At 36.0% G+C, this 17,142-nt stretch carries 17 protein-coding genes and 1 pseudogene; 3 read left to right on the forward strand and 15 right to left on the reverse strand.

The window, feature by feature from the left end; genetic code table 11:
- Window positions 1-18: 18 nt before the first annotated feature.
- The 15 genes and pseudogenes from NYE28_RS09300 to NYE28_RS09370 form a co-directional block, all read right to left on the reverse strand.
- On the reverse strand, window positions 19-1,173 hold the full coding sequence (locus NYE28_RS09300; protein ID WP_218791665.1) for a hypothetical protein: 1,155 nt from the start codon (window positions 1,171-1,173) through the stop codon (window positions 19-21).
- Between the two features lie 17 nt (window positions 1,174-1,190).
- Window positions 1,191-2,732 (reverse strand): hypothetical protein, encoded by a 1,542-nt coding sequence (locus tag NYE28_RS09305; protein ID WP_218791666.1) that lies wholly within the window; start codon window positions 2,730-2,732, stop codon window positions 1,191-1,193.
- 18 nt (window positions 2,733-2,750) lie between these two features.
- Window positions 2,751-4,526 (reverse strand): hypothetical protein, encoded by a 1,776-nt coding sequence (locus tag NYE28_RS09310; RefSeq protein ID WP_217492945.1) that lies wholly within the window; start codon window positions 4,524-4,526, stop codon window positions 2,751-2,753.
- A 2-nt stretch (window positions 4,527-4,528) separates the two neighbouring features.
- The gene (locus NYE28_RS09315; protein WP_218791667.1) at window positions 4,529-5,458 is read right to left on the reverse strand and encodes a hypothetical protein; all 930 of its coding nucleotides are present in this window, start codon (window positions 5,456-5,458) and stop codon (window positions 4,529-4,531) included.
- Window positions 5,459-5,566: 108 nt separating this feature from the next.
- Window positions 5,567-6,040 carry a hypothetical protein gene (locus NYE28_RS09320; protein ID WP_218791668.1) on the reverse strand — a complete coding sequence of 158 codons (474 nt, stop codon included), beginning with the start codon at window positions 6,038-6,040 and terminating at the stop codon, window positions 5,567-5,569.
- Between the two features lie 30 nt (window positions 6,041-6,070).
- Entirely contained in the window at window positions 6,071-6,400 is a 330-nt protein-coding gene (locus NYE28_RS09325; protein WP_342490407.1) for a hypothetical protein, read from the reverse strand.
- A 36-nt stretch (window positions 6,401-6,436) separates the two neighbouring features.
- A complete protein-coding gene (locus NYE28_RS09330; protein ID WP_342490408.1) occupies window positions 6,437-6,892 on the reverse strand; it encodes a hypothetical protein in 456 nt (151 codons plus the stop codon).
- Window positions 6,864-8,105 (reverse strand): metallophosphoesterase family protein, encoded by a 1,242-nt coding sequence (locus tag NYE28_RS09335; RefSeq protein WP_342490409.1) that lies wholly within the window; start codon window positions 8,103-8,105, stop codon window positions 6,864-6,866. The genes NYE28_RS09330 and NYE28_RS09335 overlap by 29 nt, the downstream gene beginning before the upstream one ends.
- An 11-nt stretch (window positions 8,106-8,116) precedes the next feature.
- On the reverse strand, window positions 8,117-8,326 hold the full coding sequence (locus tag NYE28_RS09340; protein ID WP_342490410.1) for a YonK family protein: 210 nt from the start codon (window positions 8,324-8,326) through the stop codon (window positions 8,117-8,119).
- 264 nt (window positions 8,327-8,590) lie between these two features.
- Window positions 8,591-8,794: a hypothetical protein gene (locus NYE28_RS09345; RefSeq protein ID WP_342490411.1), complete on the reverse strand. Its 204-nt coding sequence runs from the start codon at window positions 8,792-8,794 to the stop codon at window positions 8,591-8,593.
- A 712-nt stretch (window positions 8,795-9,506) separates the two neighbouring features.
- Window positions 9,507-9,618, reverse strand: a pseudogene (locus NYE28_RS09350) (hypothetical protein); the annotation flags it as partial.
- Window positions 9,619-9,812: 194 nt separating this feature from the next.
- Entirely contained in the window at window positions 9,813-9,959 is a 147-nt protein-coding gene (locus tag NYE28_RS09355; protein WP_342490412.1) for a hypothetical protein, read from the reverse strand.
- A 534-nt stretch (window positions 9,960-10,493) separates the two neighbouring features.
- Entirely contained in the window at window positions 10,494-10,769 is a 276-nt protein-coding gene (locus NYE28_RS09360; protein ID WP_115997310.1) for an HU family DNA-binding protein, read from the reverse strand.
- A 256-nt stretch (window positions 10,770-11,025) separates the two neighbouring features.
- Entirely contained in the window at window positions 11,026-13,557 is a 2,532-nt protein-coding gene (locus tag NYE28_RS09365) for a hypothetical protein (protein WP_342490413.1), read from the reverse strand.
- Window positions 13,558-13,851: 294 nt separating this feature from the next.
- Entirely contained in the window at window positions 13,852-14,082 is a 231-nt protein-coding gene (locus NYE28_RS09370; RefSeq protein WP_014472522.1) for a helix-turn-helix transcriptional regulator, read from the reverse strand.
- 202 nt (window positions 14,083-14,284) lie between these two features.
- Between NYE28_RS09370 and NYE28_RS09375 the strand changes: the two genes are divergently transcribed.
- From NYE28_RS09375 to NYE28_RS09385, 3 genes are all read left to right on the forward strand, one after another.
- Window positions 14,285-14,584, forward strand: coding sequence for a hypothetical protein (locus NYE28_RS09375; protein ID WP_122504336.1), 300 nt, complete (start codon window positions 14,285-14,287; stop codon window positions 14,582-14,584).
- Window positions 14,584-15,696, forward strand: a complete 1,113-nt coding sequence (locus tag NYE28_RS09380) for a cell division protein FtsZ (RefSeq protein WP_342490414.1) — start codon at window positions 14,584-14,586, stop codon at window positions 15,694-15,696. The genes NYE28_RS09375 and NYE28_RS09380 overlap by 1 nt, the downstream gene beginning before the upstream one ends.
- Before the next feature lie 967 nt (window positions 15,697-16,663).
- Complete coding sequence (locus NYE28_RS09385) at window positions 16,664-16,843, forward strand: hypothetical protein (RefSeq protein ID WP_342490415.1); 180 nt, start codon at window positions 16,664-16,666, stop codon at window positions 16,841-16,843.
- Window positions 16,844-17,142: the final 299 nt, after the last annotated feature.

Genomic DNA, 17,142 nt, shown 5'->3' on the forward strand with positions numbered 1-17,142 from the left:
TAAAAGTGTTATTTTATCTTAATAAAGATCATCAATTGTCACTGAACCTTGTTGCCCAGAATCACGAACGTCTGAATAAATATCGAAATTTTTGCTATTAGTCTCAGAGGCTTGTTTCTTTGAGCGTTCAGCGATGAAGGATCGAGCGATTGCTGAGTTGATTTCAGAAATAATTTCGTTTTTAAGCTCGATAGAAGGAGACTTAGAGAACATTTCAATTTTCTCTTTTGCGACATCCTTTTCTTCAGGAGAATATTCCTTTAAAGCTTGGTTAAGCTCTCCTTGCATCTTTTCGGCTACCGCCTTGTTTTTGAATTCCTTTAGGGAATTAAGCTCTTCATCTGCCTTGGCTTTTTCATCCTTGGCTTTTTGCGCTTCTTTTTCTTTTGCATCAGCCTTAGCTTTTTCATCCTTTGCAGCTTTAACAGCAGCATTCAGTTCTTCAGTTTTTTGCTTTAAGTCCTCAGTAAGTTTCTCAACTTTTTGATTTAACTCTCCAATTTCTTTATTCTTATTATCAAGTTTGTTGTTTAACTCAAGGACTACTTCTTCTTGAGATTTTGACATTAAATTATCCTCCTTTTGGTTACTGTTTAATTCAAGTAAAATGGCAGCGTCATCTGCAGGATCGATACCTAAAATTGCATCACCTGTAAAGTCAAACTTCATAGGTATACGTCCTTGCTCTTTCCAGCCACCTTCATATTCAATTGCATCTGAACCTTCCACAGCTGCTATCTCAACCGAGGTTTCAGGGAAATCACCATCAAACATTTTTGATTTTAACCATTGAACAAATTTAGGGTAGCGCTGGTTGTATAGGAAGCCTTCAGCTATTAACACTCTTTTTGGCTCACCATTAACATCTATAGTATCAATGTAAGCATTGGTGGTCGTACCAACCACAGCGCTGTTTTCAAAGAGCGGGGTACCGTCCTTGACTTCTGTTAACCCGTGTCCGAATGGCTCACTGTTTTCATCATCCAAGAACTCTGCGCAAATTGGCATTAACTTGATTGATTCAAGGTTAGCGTTTATGTATTTCTCCAGCCAGGTAATGCCATTCTTGTTAAACTGAGTATTGTTTTCATGAATTTCAAGAACGACCCACTTGATGTATGTCTGACCACTGGTTTTCTTCTGATTGTTAATTTCTAAAATCGTGCTTTTCAAATACTAATCACCTCCTCTCAAGAGCCAGAAGGCGTTCCGTTACTGTTATTTGTCTTCGATTTAATCGTGTTTTCATTTTTCGGATCGTCGATCTCAGGTGCGCCGGCTGACTTGTCGCTATTCTTACTCATTGTGAAAGAGGTCGCATGAACAGGGAACTTTTCATCAAAACCTTCGTCTTTTTCATATTCCATTAGGGATAAGTAAGCATCAGGATTCCATCCAGTCGCGGCTATCCAAGCAATAAGGCTACCTCGACCACTTGTATAAAGATCTTTCATGTTTTGGACTTTTTCTTTCCTGTTAACGTGAGTAAGAGGGAGGTAATAAACCTCAATATAAGAGCGAGGATCTTTGATGATATTGGCGTTTATCACCTTGTTAAACTCACTTTGAATTTGTTCTAACCAGGAGAATATTTGGGAAGAAACCATCTCGATATTGGTTTGTTGAGAAGAGTAGTTACCATCTTGCCCGTTGAGAGCAGAACCGGCAAATCCTAAATTTGTAGTAATTCGCTTAATGAGCTCGTCTTCACCTTTAACCTTCAAGAAATCCACATTGGTTTCTAACTTGTCTAATTTTGTTCCCGAAGCCAAGGAGAAGAACTTAACACCTTTAACGCTTCCTTTAGCAACTAATGCTTTTTTTATATTCTCATGCTGCTGTTCCTGTTGCTTCTGAGATAATGCAGATTTACCTTTTTGATCACCTTCAGGGAAAGTCTGATAAATTAAAGTGCTGTTGAGCTCATCTAAAATGTTCCGTTTAGTGTCAACAAAGTATTCATCATAAACCATATCAATAAATGCAGATAAACCGATTGGGCGTCCCCATTGATCTTCAATGTCGCTGCTTCCTTTAACAGCAATGGTCTTATTGTTATCAAGAACTAGCCATTTTCGATTTTGATCTTTCTTATAAGCCCTATAGCCTTGTCTAATTTCTTCTGGCCATCGTCTAAGCTTGAGCGATCTTCCGTTACTTGTGAACTTGTCAAAATAGGAGACATCAAAAGCTAACTGATAAGAGGAGTTTTTCCTGCCTATAATTTTGCAATAATCGAGAGGAAGGGGGAGAACGGAACAATTAAAGTCGTCAATAGCATTTGATTCAGTTATTGATCCGATCTCATTGTCACTTAGAGTAGTGGGGAAGGAATCATTCACCACAGAATCAAAATAATAAAAACCAGTGCCATATTTGCTGAGTTTTCCTAATGCATCCCTGACAGCACTTTTGTCGCCGATTTTTCTTAAAGCCAGGTTGAATCTTTGTTTGTTCGATTTGAAACTATCCACTTTACTTGATCCCAAAATAACTCTGTCTAAAGTAGGAAGGGCAACCATGTAGTCAATAACGTTTCTATACACGCCATTTGCGTTATAAAGCAATTTAGAGGCATCCCTAATCTGTTTATTATAGGCGTTGTGGTCTTTCAGCCATGATTTAACTTTGTCGTAAGAAATGCCGTTAAATAAATCATTAAAAAACAATGAATCAAGCGGTGTTAAATTTGTATTAAACTCATATGATGGCTGTGGTTCAGGTGTAGTCATTATTCACCTCCTCAATTTCTAATTAAAAAAGAATCCAAATGAATACTCATCATCGGATTCTTCCTTTTCTAAAAATAAAGCTATGTAGTAAAGAGCGTAACTCAATGCACTGTACCTATCTTTATCAATACGTTTAACTACTTGTTCAACGCTAATTGAGTTCTGTGTTTTCTTTAACCTTAAGTTGGCTACTTCATCAATTAATAATTGTGTTTGTATACATGTGGCCTCAACCATAATATCGTCGCTAATAACTTTTTTGCTTTTTATTTCTTCATATGGTCTCAATAATTTCAACTTTCCAGACTCAACATAATCTAAGAAAGTGGTAATAATCTTGTCGTTAATCCCTTGAGATTTGAGGTTATAAACAATAGCAGGGGAGTTTGGAACATCTGGTTTCTGATCAGTATTGATTGTTGCCCAGCATCCCAATTCTTCATTCGTTTCTGGATCTGTAACATCTTCAAGAAGTCTATCCACCAGTCCACTTCCGACTCCATTTCCATCCACAATCACAGCTCTAACCCTTGATATAGATAGATCTTCATTACCTCCATAGTTTTTGAAAACCCTTTTAACCATGATCGATTGCTCTTTAAAATTCAGTCCATTTGGTGGTTCGATTATATTTACAACCTGGACTTGCCTAATTGCATTATTTGAGTTGCGAATAATCTTGAGAACAATTATAGCTGTTTTGTTGTTTGACTTTTCACTTGAGCGGGCAACGTCGACCCCGATAACATATTCATTTAATAAGAAATTCTTATTCTTATCTCTAGGACAAGCTAGTTCTGGGTTTGTAATTGTCCTTGCTTTGATCAACTTGCTAATGTTGATAAGTGCCCCATCACTCGCTCCAACCCATTTAGATTCATAGTTCATTGCAAAAGCAGTCGATGAGGTTGTAGGATCATTTTTCTTCGCAAGTATCTGAGTCCGTGTTTCACCTCTGCCAAAGTGACAAGGCAATTCCCAGCTTGCTCCTAGAACAATTTTCCCTTTTAAATCAGCCATTTCATCAAGCATGTTCAGAATCCTGTTGAATTCGTCTGATCCTCGATAGCCTGACGTTGTTAGGTAATTAATCATTCCGTTCAATTCAAAAGGGTTTACTGTAGCAAGCTTGCCAATTGTTCTTCTGGGTACGTTTACTACTGGTTCAAGTACATCTTTAAATAGCTCGTTATTTAAGAGAGCTGATTCTTCGACATTTAGCCTTCTTCTACGCTGTCCTTTTGTAGACTGTGCATTTGCCAGCACAGAATAAACTCCTCCAGAAGAAAACTTAACCTCAACAGAGTCTTTAGTAAAAGAAGGTCTACCAGCTAATTCATTTTTCATTAAAGGAAACCACTTCATAATTTCATTGTGTTTCTCTTCACTGATTGAAGCTGCATTTTCTCTTGTTTGTGCTGACATGGCTATCGTGATATCAGGAAACCAAATAGCAGTATGGTAAATTGACATTAACTCGAGCATTGTTTTCCCAAATCCACGAGGAAAAACTCCATATGTACTTACAAAACGACTCATACATCTTAGGAAAACCCTTTGATCTAAATCTAGTCTCATGCCGCCTTTTTCTGGCTTAATTAAGTCGTACCATAAATCAGGAAACCATCTTGCCCATTGAACAAATTCAATCCATTTATCTAAATTTCTCTCAAAAGTATCAACCTTATTTTGATTTGCTTGGACAGGGGAGTTAAATTCAGGGTCGCTGTCCAATCTTGAACTTTGTTTGGTGTATTTAAAATTATCTTTTTGGAAGTTCTTTCTCGAAGCCATTATTATAACTCCCGCATTGAAGGATCGTTATCTAATTCCTGTTTCTCATAATCTGATCTACGTTCTTCATAGAAGTTGTAGATATCTTTATAATCAGCAGGTGGAAGACCTTTTAAGTCCCGAACATAATTTAAATAGCACCATAATACTACATCTGGCTTATCTTTCGGCTGAGAAACAAACTTCGGTAAAATAGGGATAATGTCAACTTTCTCTTCAACCATTCTCGCCAGTTGTCCAAATCCATCCAAACCTTGCGATAAATCAGCTTTACTCATTTGAGAAGGTTTTAATTTCCCAGCTTCAGCTGTATCTTTTGCCATTGCAGCCCAGTCTTTAGCTTGTTTAAAATCTCCTTTTGCTTTAGCAAGGGTCTCATATACCTTATTTACGCAGTATTCTCGTAAGCACTCTTCGTGCATTGTGGTGAGTAACTGAAAAGAGGGTTTTAGTTGAAGGAATTTCTTTTCGAAGAGGAGGTAGTCGTCATCGGGATAGCCATATCCGTATTTTTCTTTAAGTTTCTCTAGGTAGTCTGAGTCAATGTCTTGAGACGTTTGGCTCTCTTCTTCATTAGCTGTTACATTTGTTTTATCTTCTTTTGTAAATATACTGTCTTTGTAACCAGTACCGTTAAATTGCTTCAATGAATTAGCCATTGTCATATAAGCGCTAAATGTATCTGTTTTTCTCTTTTCAGCTTGTTCCCAATACAAAGGATCAAATTTAACATCGATCTGTTGTAAGACTGTATATATTGACTCAATATTGTTGTAATCAATGTTTTTCTTCAAGCAAGTCTTGCAAATAGGGACTTTTCCAGTCTTCTCATACAGACTGCTTCGTGAATTATAGAACCCTGACTCTTTGTCCTTTTCTTTCTGACAAGCAGCACAGATCAATTTTTCCTTTTCTTTGGCTTTTCTAGGCATTCATACACCTCCAATATAATTTTTAAAAACACGTTTTATAAAACGCCCAGCAATAGAGAAGTGGGGAGACTTCAATCATCACTGGGCGCTCTTAAAATGTGTTTTTAATTACATAGACAATTTATAATCAAATCGCATCCCCCTAGTAGAGGACGTCTTCTTCAAAAAAGTTATCTCAATTTCCTCTGTAATTATCTGAGCTTGATCTCGACTTATATTGCATCTTACTATAGTTGATTCAGGTACAATATATGCTTTGAAAAATTCAAAAAGCAAACCAGGTTCACCAAGAATCAATAGCTTAGGTTTATCTTTCTGACTGTTTAAGGGGGTATCACCTTTAGATGACCCAAATGCCGGTGAATAATTAACTGCTCCTTGTGAAACAACAACGGAAGGTTCTTTTATACTAATTCCAGGCATTGAACATTTTCCGATAGTTGCTCTTTGCTCAAGACCCATTTTTTCATGCAATTTATCTAAGACAGTTCTAATCTCAAAATCACATTTATAACCAGATTCTCTTAATTTAATAAGCTGTTCAAAATGCTTGTTTAAGTATTTAAAATCTTCATTCGTCATTTTTCGTCTTCATCCTCAATATTTTTTGTATTACTTTAATAAACCTTCAATAGCTCCTAGGCTCACAACTGTCTCATAAGGTGAATAGTGTTTTGCTGCCACACTCATGTTTCTTAAATCATCTATGACAATTCTTTTATTTATAAAAGCTTCTCTATGAGTCTCAATAACATATTTAGGATCAACAAATGGCTTACTTACAGTATTACAAGTCACTTCTTCATAAACAGCAGGAATTGAATCCAACAGATACTTATAATCACACAGCTCTTTCATTAATTGTTCTTTGTTAATATTTCCTGTTCCATCTTCAATGATTTCCTTCCAGAAAGACTCGTAAACATCTTTGTGATCAGCCACTTACACTGCTCCAATCTGAATAAAATTAAAGTTTTATCAATAGTGAATCTTGAAGAATTCGTTATCTAATGGGTTTACTTTAAAAATCAAATCTAAACCTGATACTTCTCCACTAACACCTTTAAGTTCTGCTCTAGAAATAATTTCGACATTGTTAAATTCTAAAGTAACTTTGTGTGATTTTGTTGTTTCAATATGGCGACCAATTGTTTCAGCTAATAATTTGAATTCAGAGCGAGGAGTTTCTTTTAAAACTGAAATATATTGTTTCTTCCCTAACTTTGATTCAAAGGAGGTAGGAGCTTTATATTCACCTAAAAATTTAAGTACATCAAAGTTTAGCAGAGCATTCTTTGCAAAAATCAAATACGTTTCATGTTCATCGCTATAAAAGATTTCAACATCTTGAAGAGTTGTTAAATCAATTAAAGACTCTTCAGTTTTTTTATCATACAAATGAAGGTTATACACTTCGTGCATTGCTAAGTCCACGTATATTTCCTCCCTGATTATCATTTTTAAAGCGAATTATGTATGTAGCCTCAATACCTGCATCATCAAAAACCATAAATTTTTGAGAAGGTTTTGTGCCAAACCTACCTTGCATAGCATAATCATCCGCACCGACAAGCGCTCCATTTACTACAACTGTTGTGCTGCCGTACTCTTTTTCATAATTGTGATGAATATGACCACCAAATATGTAAGAGGGGATGTATCCAAGTAATTGAGGAAGTCGTGTAACACATTGGTCAACACGATCATAATGACCATGGACAAAAACAACTTCTTGATTGTTGATCCTAGCGGGGATAAAACCATCTTGTTCTGGTTCAACAGAGACATTCTTAATATCTCTCAATCTAGCTTCAAGATACCAATTGATAAGGTACTCAAAGTTTTCTTTAATGCCAACATCATTTTTAGAAGGGGAGAGGCGACCATGATTACCAGCTACATTATAAAATTTCACTTCCTGGAATTCACTCGCCAACATAGCTAAAACTTCAGCAAGTGTTTCCGATACATACTTAATTTGTTCAACAGCATCTTCATTAGCTTGGACTCTTGTAGAGACATGAATAAGCCCGCCAATTAAATCGCCGAGATTAGCAACATGCAAAGTAGAAACATGATTTTGCTTACCATACTCAATCACTTTGTTGGTGAGGTGTTCTACACGCTTATTGAAGATTTCTTTGTTGAATTTATTAATGCGGTTGTCGATTTCCATTCCGAAGTGCCAGTCACTGAATAGAGCAAGTCCATGTTTTTCAGTAATAGCAGGTGATGGGAAGGTGAAGCGAAGGGGTCTTTTTGACTCTAGAGATGCAATAGCTTGAACAACATCATCTTTAATTTGTTCAAACCGTGCTTGATTGGCAATGAATTTCCGGAATTCTCTTTTTTGATCTCGTGCTTTGATTGTTTGTTTTTCGGATTCAATACGAATTTTTTCATGCTTTTGTTGAACTTCTTTGTTCATATTCTTTGAGATAAAGTAATCGTGCCAACGCTCAAATTGTTTAAAGTCTTTACGCCATTTACTTTCATCATAGTTGGTTCCCTGATCCTTGTTTAAAAGGGCAGCAATTGTTTTTGTGTCAATGTGATAAGTATCTTTGTTTTTGAAAAGTCTAATATGATAATCAGTGAACGATTCGTCTTTTTCTCGCTGTAATACAGTATCTAAAATAGCTGTCATTCAGTCACCACCTACTCAGGAAGTCCTTCAGTTTCTTGAGGAGCAACATCGCTATCACTTTTTAATGTGAAATCAATTGGTTCCGTTTTGCTTTCAAGCTCTCTTAGGTATTTAGATAGTGAGTGAATGTGTATACCATCACCTTTATGCTCAATAATTTGATCTTCATCTACATTTACAGTGCATTTTTTAAAAGAATATTCTTTTTTACCTTTAGCCAAATTTAAGTTCCTCCAATATGTGTTTTATTTACGTACAATAAGCTCCTTCGGAAGCCCGATGATCCGAAGCATCGGTAACGTCCGAAAAGGGGATATAAAGGAGATGAAAAGATAAGTCGGATAGGCGTTGGGGAAACGCCCGAAGGAGATTATTGATAACTTGCGTACCGGAAGGCTCGTAAGCACATTCCGGATGATTGGTAAAGTAAAACGCAAGCACAAAAAGACCTCGCCACAGGATGCGGAAGCCTCGTTCTGATTGCGTTATTTGTCGTCTACTAATTTAAATCCAGGCTCTAGTACGAGCTTACCGTACATGTCGAGAGATGCGACAAATACTTCGCGACCTCCATGATCTTTTCCAAAATATTCTTCTGTGTCTTCGTTAAGGGTAGCATCGATAATCTCGCCCCACTTATTATATACCGTGTCATCATACATAACTTTAACGCGAATGTTTGTGTCCATCTTTTCGTCCTCCCTTGAGAATTACACGAATTAGCGTTCTTACATGTTATTCATTTACTCACGTAGGTACACAAAAACTCGAAAATAACAAAAGACGTCATTATGACGTCTTCAGGAACTCCTTGTACATCATGGTACATGAGCATAAAAGGCTGGTTATCGCTGTGCGAAATTCAACTGGCTCCTTCTACACATGGCAGATGAGCTATGACAACAACTAATACACGCTTTCTGGAATGTGTTAAAGGTTCCTATTACCTTTACATCTTATATATCAAGTTTTTATGTTGCTTGCCAACGTCCGGCTCTCGTAGTCCGGAAAATGTATCAAGTTTTTATGTTGCTTGCCAACTGCTCAGCAGAGTCTGAGAGCCAAGGGAAAAATAATTTGAGAAGGAAAGACCCTAATAAGCCTTCTCAATGGCATTTTAAATGCTCTTGTCGGGTTACACGCCTTATTGAGAAACAAAGCGTCTCAAACGCTCGCCATTTATTTTGCACAGTTTTCTCTGACCCGTGTAAGGAGGTATGTGCATGGGAAAGGTAAGTCTCCATACAGAACATTGAAGGAGATAAAGTGAAATAAAGTGAACGTGTTGTTAAGTGAAATTGAAAAGGCAAGACCGAAAATAATCCTTTTCTGTGAAATGGGAGCGGTGATCAAGCGCTCAAAAGCCATTTCACTTATTTTACGAGTATAGAAGACTCGCTAACCCGGAATATTTTTATGTGGCCGCATAATAAGCAACAAAGCTTACAAGGGTATTATTTAAAGGGGAGGGAGACGCATCTTCCTTACCTAAGTGCAAGCCGAAGCAATACACCGCAATTTATTTTTTATGCTTATTACTATGACAGGCATTCTTGCTTCAAAAGCGTTTGAGAAACTCATTCGAAAAATCGTTATTGAAGTGAAAAAAGAACTGAATCAGAATCAGTAGATTGCCGTCTACTGAGAAAGAGCCATCTATTGCCGTAGGTGGCTTAAAAGCATTAAAACTTGCCTCTGATATTGAAATTATTCAGAGATCAAACCAATACTTCTCATATATTCTTCTTCAGAAGAGATAAACAATTCAATTTGCTCATCAGTAATTTCAATTCCATTAGCTTTGGAGTTTTTGAGGATTGTCTTCTTTAATTCCTCATAATCAAATTCAACCAAAATTGACCCTCCATCCTGAAAAGTTTAGAGGCTAAGTTGTTGCCTATAGGCATGTTTAGCCCGATAATAGCCATTTACCTGTCTCCTTAAGATACAGGCATCCGAGGTAACCTCAAACCCTCATAAATGACCATTATCCGACTAACCACAATGACCAGGTGTAGCTGTAAAGTCGAATTTAATGCTTTTGTTCGTATGAAAGTGAGAATAGGCATATTTAGAAAAAGCTTAACCCACGGTGGGGCAATACCCCGCTAATATCCACTTATCCGAAACCCTGGCATTCCAAGTCCTCAAACAAATGAATATTAGCCGAGAACTGATATCCCACATATCAGTAAACAGCTTATTATTGACGACACCCCCATGCCATCAATAAAAGAACTCTAATTAATTAACCTGGAGATGAACACATGCGGAAAGAGGAGAGGGCGACAATTTCCTCCATAACATCTAACTCTGCCACTTTTAGGAGCATAAGCTCTATGTGACAAAGCGTGCAGGAAGCTTTCCTGTCGTCCTCATTAATTTTTATTAAGCTTTCACTGCGTCTTTTAGAGCTTTAGCAGCCTTGAAGGCAGGTGCCTTTGTAGCTGGAATATCAATTTCTTCACCCGATTTTGGATTTCTCCCTTTACGAGCTGCACGTTCACGAACTTCAAACGTTCCAACTCCTGGAATCTTGATTGATTCACCTTTTGTAAGTGTTTCAACGATCACATTAAATACTGCTTCTACTTTAGGCGCAGCTTCTTTCTTAGTAACTCCTAATTTTTCTGCAACTTCTCCAACAAATTCTGTTTTGTTCATGTTTTAATTCCTCCTAGTGATTTTGTTTATTTTTGTGTTAAAGTATAATTACGGTAACGTTTGTGATTCTTTTGAAAAATGGGAGACGTACTCACCCTTATATGTGGAAATTAGCTTTCTTTCTCCCTTATGGCGATTATCTCAAAAGGGGCTTTCAGACCAGTCACATCAAGGGTTCAAGGCGCTTTTTTCGTTAAAATTTTTCCGGTAAAATCGCTGTACCCCTTGGGGGAGTAAGGCTCAAGACACTTTCTATTTAGGTAGCAGAGCGATATTTGGTTTTATTCTTATGCCATTTTTCTCTTTGTCGTTCTTTTTCTCTTTTATTAAAACAGCTAGTGCAATATTTTTTGCGGTTAGAAGAGGATTTGATTATTTTTAAACAAGAACTGCATTTAGTTGTATTCTTTAAGTTCTTTCGTAAATTCTCTAGGATTGTATCCCCGAAACATTCCCATAATGTTGATTTGAATTTGCTTTTCTTTTTATATAAATGCTTAACCAGAACATCAGTAACATATTGATCGTCTTCATGAAGCTTCAACAATCTGTCTTTAATGACCTTATAAACATAAAGTTTTTGTCCAGGCTTAATGTCTTCATCATTCATGAGCCATTTTTTGTTCTGATCTAATCGTTTGTATTCACTAATAATTGCATCGTCCAATTTAATATCCTTGTACTTAAGAAGATAATGATAATCGAATTTTCCTGCAACAGCTGCGAAATTAATTCGATCAGAAGGGATGATGGAGTCTAACTTATTTACTGTGCTTTCATTAATTAACTCAACGCTATGTTCTTCTTTATCCTTTGCATTGATGAAGAAGTGGGGCACTTTATTTTTTATGTAATCTCTGATTTTTTCATCAACATGATCAGGACGGGTAGGCATGAATAAGGTTTTTGCAAAATCAATAGTAAAGTTATTTTCCATGCATAACCATTTGATCACATCCAGATTTATATTGTCGCTGTTCCATATCTTAGTGATGTTGTTGCTGTACTCCCCGATATTGATCCCATAAGCAAGAGTTAGTGCTTCATAGATGTTCTTGCTATTAATCTCTTGTTTCTGGGCTACAGACATTTCATAATACAACGGAACGATGTTTTCCATATTACGCTTGGCAATATTGACGATTAACTCATCAGAAATAATTAAGGCCTTATCCCCGTCATTGTCAAACTGCAGCAACTTAGATATCGGATCATGTATGCTTGTGTAAACACCTGGGGTAATGAACCATTTTTCATATTTCTCATCTTTTTTGTTCCACCTAACACCATGCTCTCTGAATAGGTGAGGGGAGCGGAGGATGTCAATATACCCTTCATCATATAAAGAACAATGGACATCACTTCCTGAAAGCAGTCCTTTTGGATTCTGGATGTTCAGAAATAATTTTTCGCAGAAAGCATATAGATCAGGACATAAATATGTATAACGAGCACCATCCACAAGCAATTTTCCTGATTTGGCATCTTTAATCATGCTTTTCTTTTTATTTTTAATGATTTCTTTCGTGTGATCATCGTTAAGAAGTTCTGGATATAGAAGTAAAGCGTCCTGAAGAGCTGTCCGATGTTTCTTTTTCTCCGTAGCTCCAAGAACTCTTAACATGGTTTCTTTATCAGTGCCCAATGTGGTTATCTCTTTTACAGTCTTAGAGCTCATTTGAATTAATTCTTCATCTGAGATATCTGTAAGTGTCTGAAGCATTTGATAAGTGAGTTTACCTTCAACAGAAGGGTCTTCTTCGTTGAGTTTTGCCCCTAAGCATCCATATTTTTTATAATTTAATTGATATTCTTCCCACGATGAATAATACTTCCACATTTTAAACTGGCTTTTAGTGAAGATAATTTGAACATCATCTTTCACTATGTCCCATTCCTTGCCGTATATATCAGTTACTTTAAAAGCTTTGTTTTCCTCAGCAAATTTACGAAAATCAAAAGGGACTAATAAACCCTTTACCCATGGGAGTCTGACCATGAAGCTTTTGCTACTCAGAGTGGGGAGAACCATTCCGCAACCATCCGTATGCTCAATGGGAATGTTCATTGTTTTTCGTGTGATCTCGTAGGTGTCTCGATCAATGTAGTCAACGAGACTCGACACATCAGTTTCTAAGTCGTTAACAATAATCGCTTTATCAATATCAATCTCCCAAGGGCTACTGGCACTGTTAGATAAGGCCATATAGCTATTCCATTTGTTAATGCTGCTCCCACCAAGGGAATTAATCTTTTCAATGCTCAAGCCACAGGTCAAAGCATCCTGATACTTATCGTAAGTGCTTTTTTTTATGAAACATGACTTCTTTGTGCGAATTTGACCGGCACTGCTTGTGAAATAAACGTATTTCTCATTGTTATGTAAAAATCCTTTGTCAATAATGTCTTTCAATACTTCAAAATGATAAGTTTGTACAACCATGATTTCCTCTGAAAGGGTATTTTCTTTAATCCCTAATGTACGGGTCAACACTGAATCAAATAAAGAAATTACTTTATTATCCCTTAAACTGTCAGTTCGAAGTGTTCTTATGTCATTATGTTCTTCGAATGCAGAATAGAGGCACTCTTTAAGGTATGTAATTCTATGTGATATGTATTTCTTATGTTTATTATTTACATTGTCTAATGTTTTAAGATAATCTCTGTATCTATAAGACTTCAAAATCTTATTATGTAATGAATTTTCTTTGTCATTATAAAATGCTGATGTGTCTACGCTGTATATGTGAACTTGCTTAGACAATCCATCTTTTTTTCTTTTCAATCAATCCCCTCCATTTAATACTTATATTTTATTTTTTATATTAATAATCACTCCTTAAATATTTATAAACCAGTCTTTTATATGTAATCGATTCTTTATCAATAGTACCGAAGAGTTTGAAGTCCTCATAAAGCTCACATTCGCTTTGTGTAGCCCAATCATTTTGCACAATTGATTCTAGAAATTCAATTACGTGAGTAGTCATGTATGTTTTCCGCATATCACACCTCCTTGTTCTTGTTTATATTATATACTTATATTTTATTTTTGTCTATGGTTTTCTGAGCCGAAAAATTACTTCAGCTCAATAAGTTCAAAAATTTCTTTGATGTCGCAATCCAAGACTTTTGAAATGACAAGAGCATATGAAAGTGAAGGGGTATACTTACAGAAACCACTCTCATCATTTTTAGACCATCTAGAAATCTGCTGTTTTGTTACACCGGTTTTTTCTGCAAGCCAAACTTTTTGAATACCTCGTTCTTTTAAATAAGGTTCTAAATTGGTTTTTATTTTGTATTTCAATAATAACCATCCTTTCTTATTTAAAAGATACAACACTAATACCTTCATCTCAATCGAGTTATTGATTTTTTAAATGTAATGTTCTTTTTGTAAGCATTAATGATTACAATAGTTGCAGAAAATGATTACTTCGGATATTATCATATTGGGTAATCTTTTATCCAGAAATATCAAGCCTGATCATTTTGTGGAGGGAGTAATTTTGGGGAATTATTTTGAGTTGATAACTTCAAACCTAAATTTTGATGACTTGTCAATTTTGACTTTTCTTTCGGAAAGGGGAGCAGACATTAAAGTTAAAGCAATTTCCAAAATTGAAATCAAAGATATAGCTATTGAAGCAGGTACGCCTTTGACAGAAGCAGCTTTAAGAAAGTCATTATATCGGCTTGAAGCTCTTATGTTTATAAAAATTGTGGCTGGGGCTAGATCCCACAAAGTAATGTTAACTGATTACGGATACGAAGCTTTGAGATATCAATTAGAAGGGGAGAGGGTTTAATGTTTGGATTTATTGGAGTAGGTCAGGCCGGTGGAAGTGTTGCAGATGAAGCAATGAAGAGAGGATTTCATTCTGTTGCAATAAATTATTCACTTTCAGACCTTAATTCATTGGTTAATGTCCAGGATAAGCTTCATCTGGTTGGAACAGAAGGAGTTGGCAAAGAAAGAAGTGTAGCAACGAAACATATGAAAAACAACTGGGAATCTTCTATTGAGTTTATAAAGAACACAATGGAAAAGCCTTCAGTTCAAGTCATTTTTGTTGTTTTCTCTGCAGCTGGTGGAACTGGTTCAGGGGTAGCTCCTATATTATTAGAATTGTTAAACGAATGTCTCACTCATAAAACCATAGTTGCTGTACCAATCCTTCCTGACAACAATGAAGTATTGGTTAACCAGATGAATTCACTGGAGTTACTTGATGACTTATCTATGCCAGAGACATGTGTTTTACCTTTGGATAATCAAATGGTTTTGAGTAAATATGAAGGGAAGATTTCTGAGAGTAGACTATACAAGGAAACAAACAAGATGTTCCTTGATTTAATTGAAGTCTTACTCAATTACACGGACAGAGGATCAAAGATCAGTACATTAGACAGGAAGGATTTAAATCAGCTTTTTGATACACCAGGAATCATGACTATTGCTCAAACAGACCTCACTGAATTTACAAATGAGGGCAAGTATTTTGATAAGCTGCATGAAGACATACAGAAATCATGGAACAATTCGATATTCACTCCAGTTGAGTTTAAAAATGTGATGAGAGCAGGAGTTATTCTGGATGTTCATGAGTTCTTAATGGAGCATATTTCGTATAATGAGCTGTTTAATGTCTTTGATAACAAAATGCCTTTAGACTTATTTAAGGGGCATTATGAAAAGGGGAATAGGGCGATAACCATACTTAGTGGATTAACCTGGATCAATGAACGGATGAAGCAGTTAGACGATCTAATTGAAACAGGGAACACTGAGATGAAAGAAACAATTGTTTATAAAGCTAGAAATCGACGTAGAGAGGATTTATTTAAACCGAAGAAACTGGAGAGCAAGGAATCGAAAAAGACCTCGTATATGGAGGCACTGAAGAGACTAAAGCGCTAATTTTAAAGGGAAGCTACCTTTGAGGTGGCTTTTTTATTTTGATTTTTAATGACCCCCCCCCCGGGCGATCGCGGGCTATAAAAGTGCTTATCGTAAATGAAGATCGGAAAGGGTTATTCCGTTGATATAGCAATGATTTAGAGCTGTCCAAGGGGATAATAGGTGTTTTGTGATCGTAAAACGTAGGCAGGAGATAGGAAAAGTGGTCGTTGAGTTAAAAATCTGATGAAAAAGGGGAGAATGAGGGATGGAAAAACATTGATATTATAGGCTTTTACGATAGCGATTACGATGCGAAATTATGCTGAAAAATGGGGAAATGAAAAAATAAGTTGGGTGTGGAAATGGAAGTGCTAGGGGTACATTTGTTCCTATATTTTGGCCTTTAGATGTTAATATACCCCCATATATTGGTAATGTAATGCGTATATAATATCCGTTATACCTGCATTTGAGGATTTCAGCCGTTTAACTGAGTCTTTATCACGATTACAAACGAAAAACAATATTTATTTTTAAAAATTAAATAAGAGTGTATTTTAAATATGAATGACCATTCATTAAAAATAATCGTGTGTATAACGAGAGGAAGCAAATCGAAGTCTTATTTTTTATTCCTTATCATAATACTATTCCAATTCTAAGCATTAATCACATTCAAGTCTTCCTTCATTCTGTTTTCCACTCTCACATATCCATTACCGCACATCATGCTATATCATTCCTTACTTTATCACCATCATAATTCACCAACATCTCTTCAGAAGCATTCTAATACCTTTCTCAGCCTCCTTATCTCCAACCTAATATCATAAGTCTGTTTAACTCCAAATCCTCATATACCTAATTATATGGACAATACACTATCCGCTAACACGATATAAAAATAAAAAATAAGTATAATAATTGTATCCATTTAGTTTGGGAAATGTTATAATAGATACATAGGGAAAGGAGGTGTACATAAGTGCTTGAGAAAGTGGGTATAGCAATTGCTTTCCTTATTCCTATCACGGTTTTAATCATCAACTGTTTAACGATAGCTGAGAAGATTCAAAACCTGATGAAGAATAAGAAAAGCAAAAAGAAAAAGCGTACACGCAAGCGTCTCCGACCAGAGAGACAACGCAAACGTATACGCCGATAAACCTCTAAAGGGGATTAAGTTCCCCTTTAGTTACTACCCATATTATAACATGGACAAGCACATTGTAAATATGAAACGATTCTCATTATGGTTTACGAACATAACATTTATTGTTTTATTCTTATTGTTCCTCTGCATTAAAGATTACTTCAGCAGCGGAATACAGTCGCTTATTACGATTGTCTTTATAGTAACATGTGTCATCATCGTTTTGTTATGGATCATTTACTTCGTTTTACGCGGAAAGAATGTAGACAAGTCTAACTAACATCACACTATACGGTGCATATTAGAGATGA

This window comes from Bacillus sp. FSL R5-0443 (assembly GCF_038608285.1).
Taxonomy (GTDB): Bacteria; Bacillota; Bacilli; order Bacillales; family Bacillaceae; genus Bacillus; species Bacillus velezensis.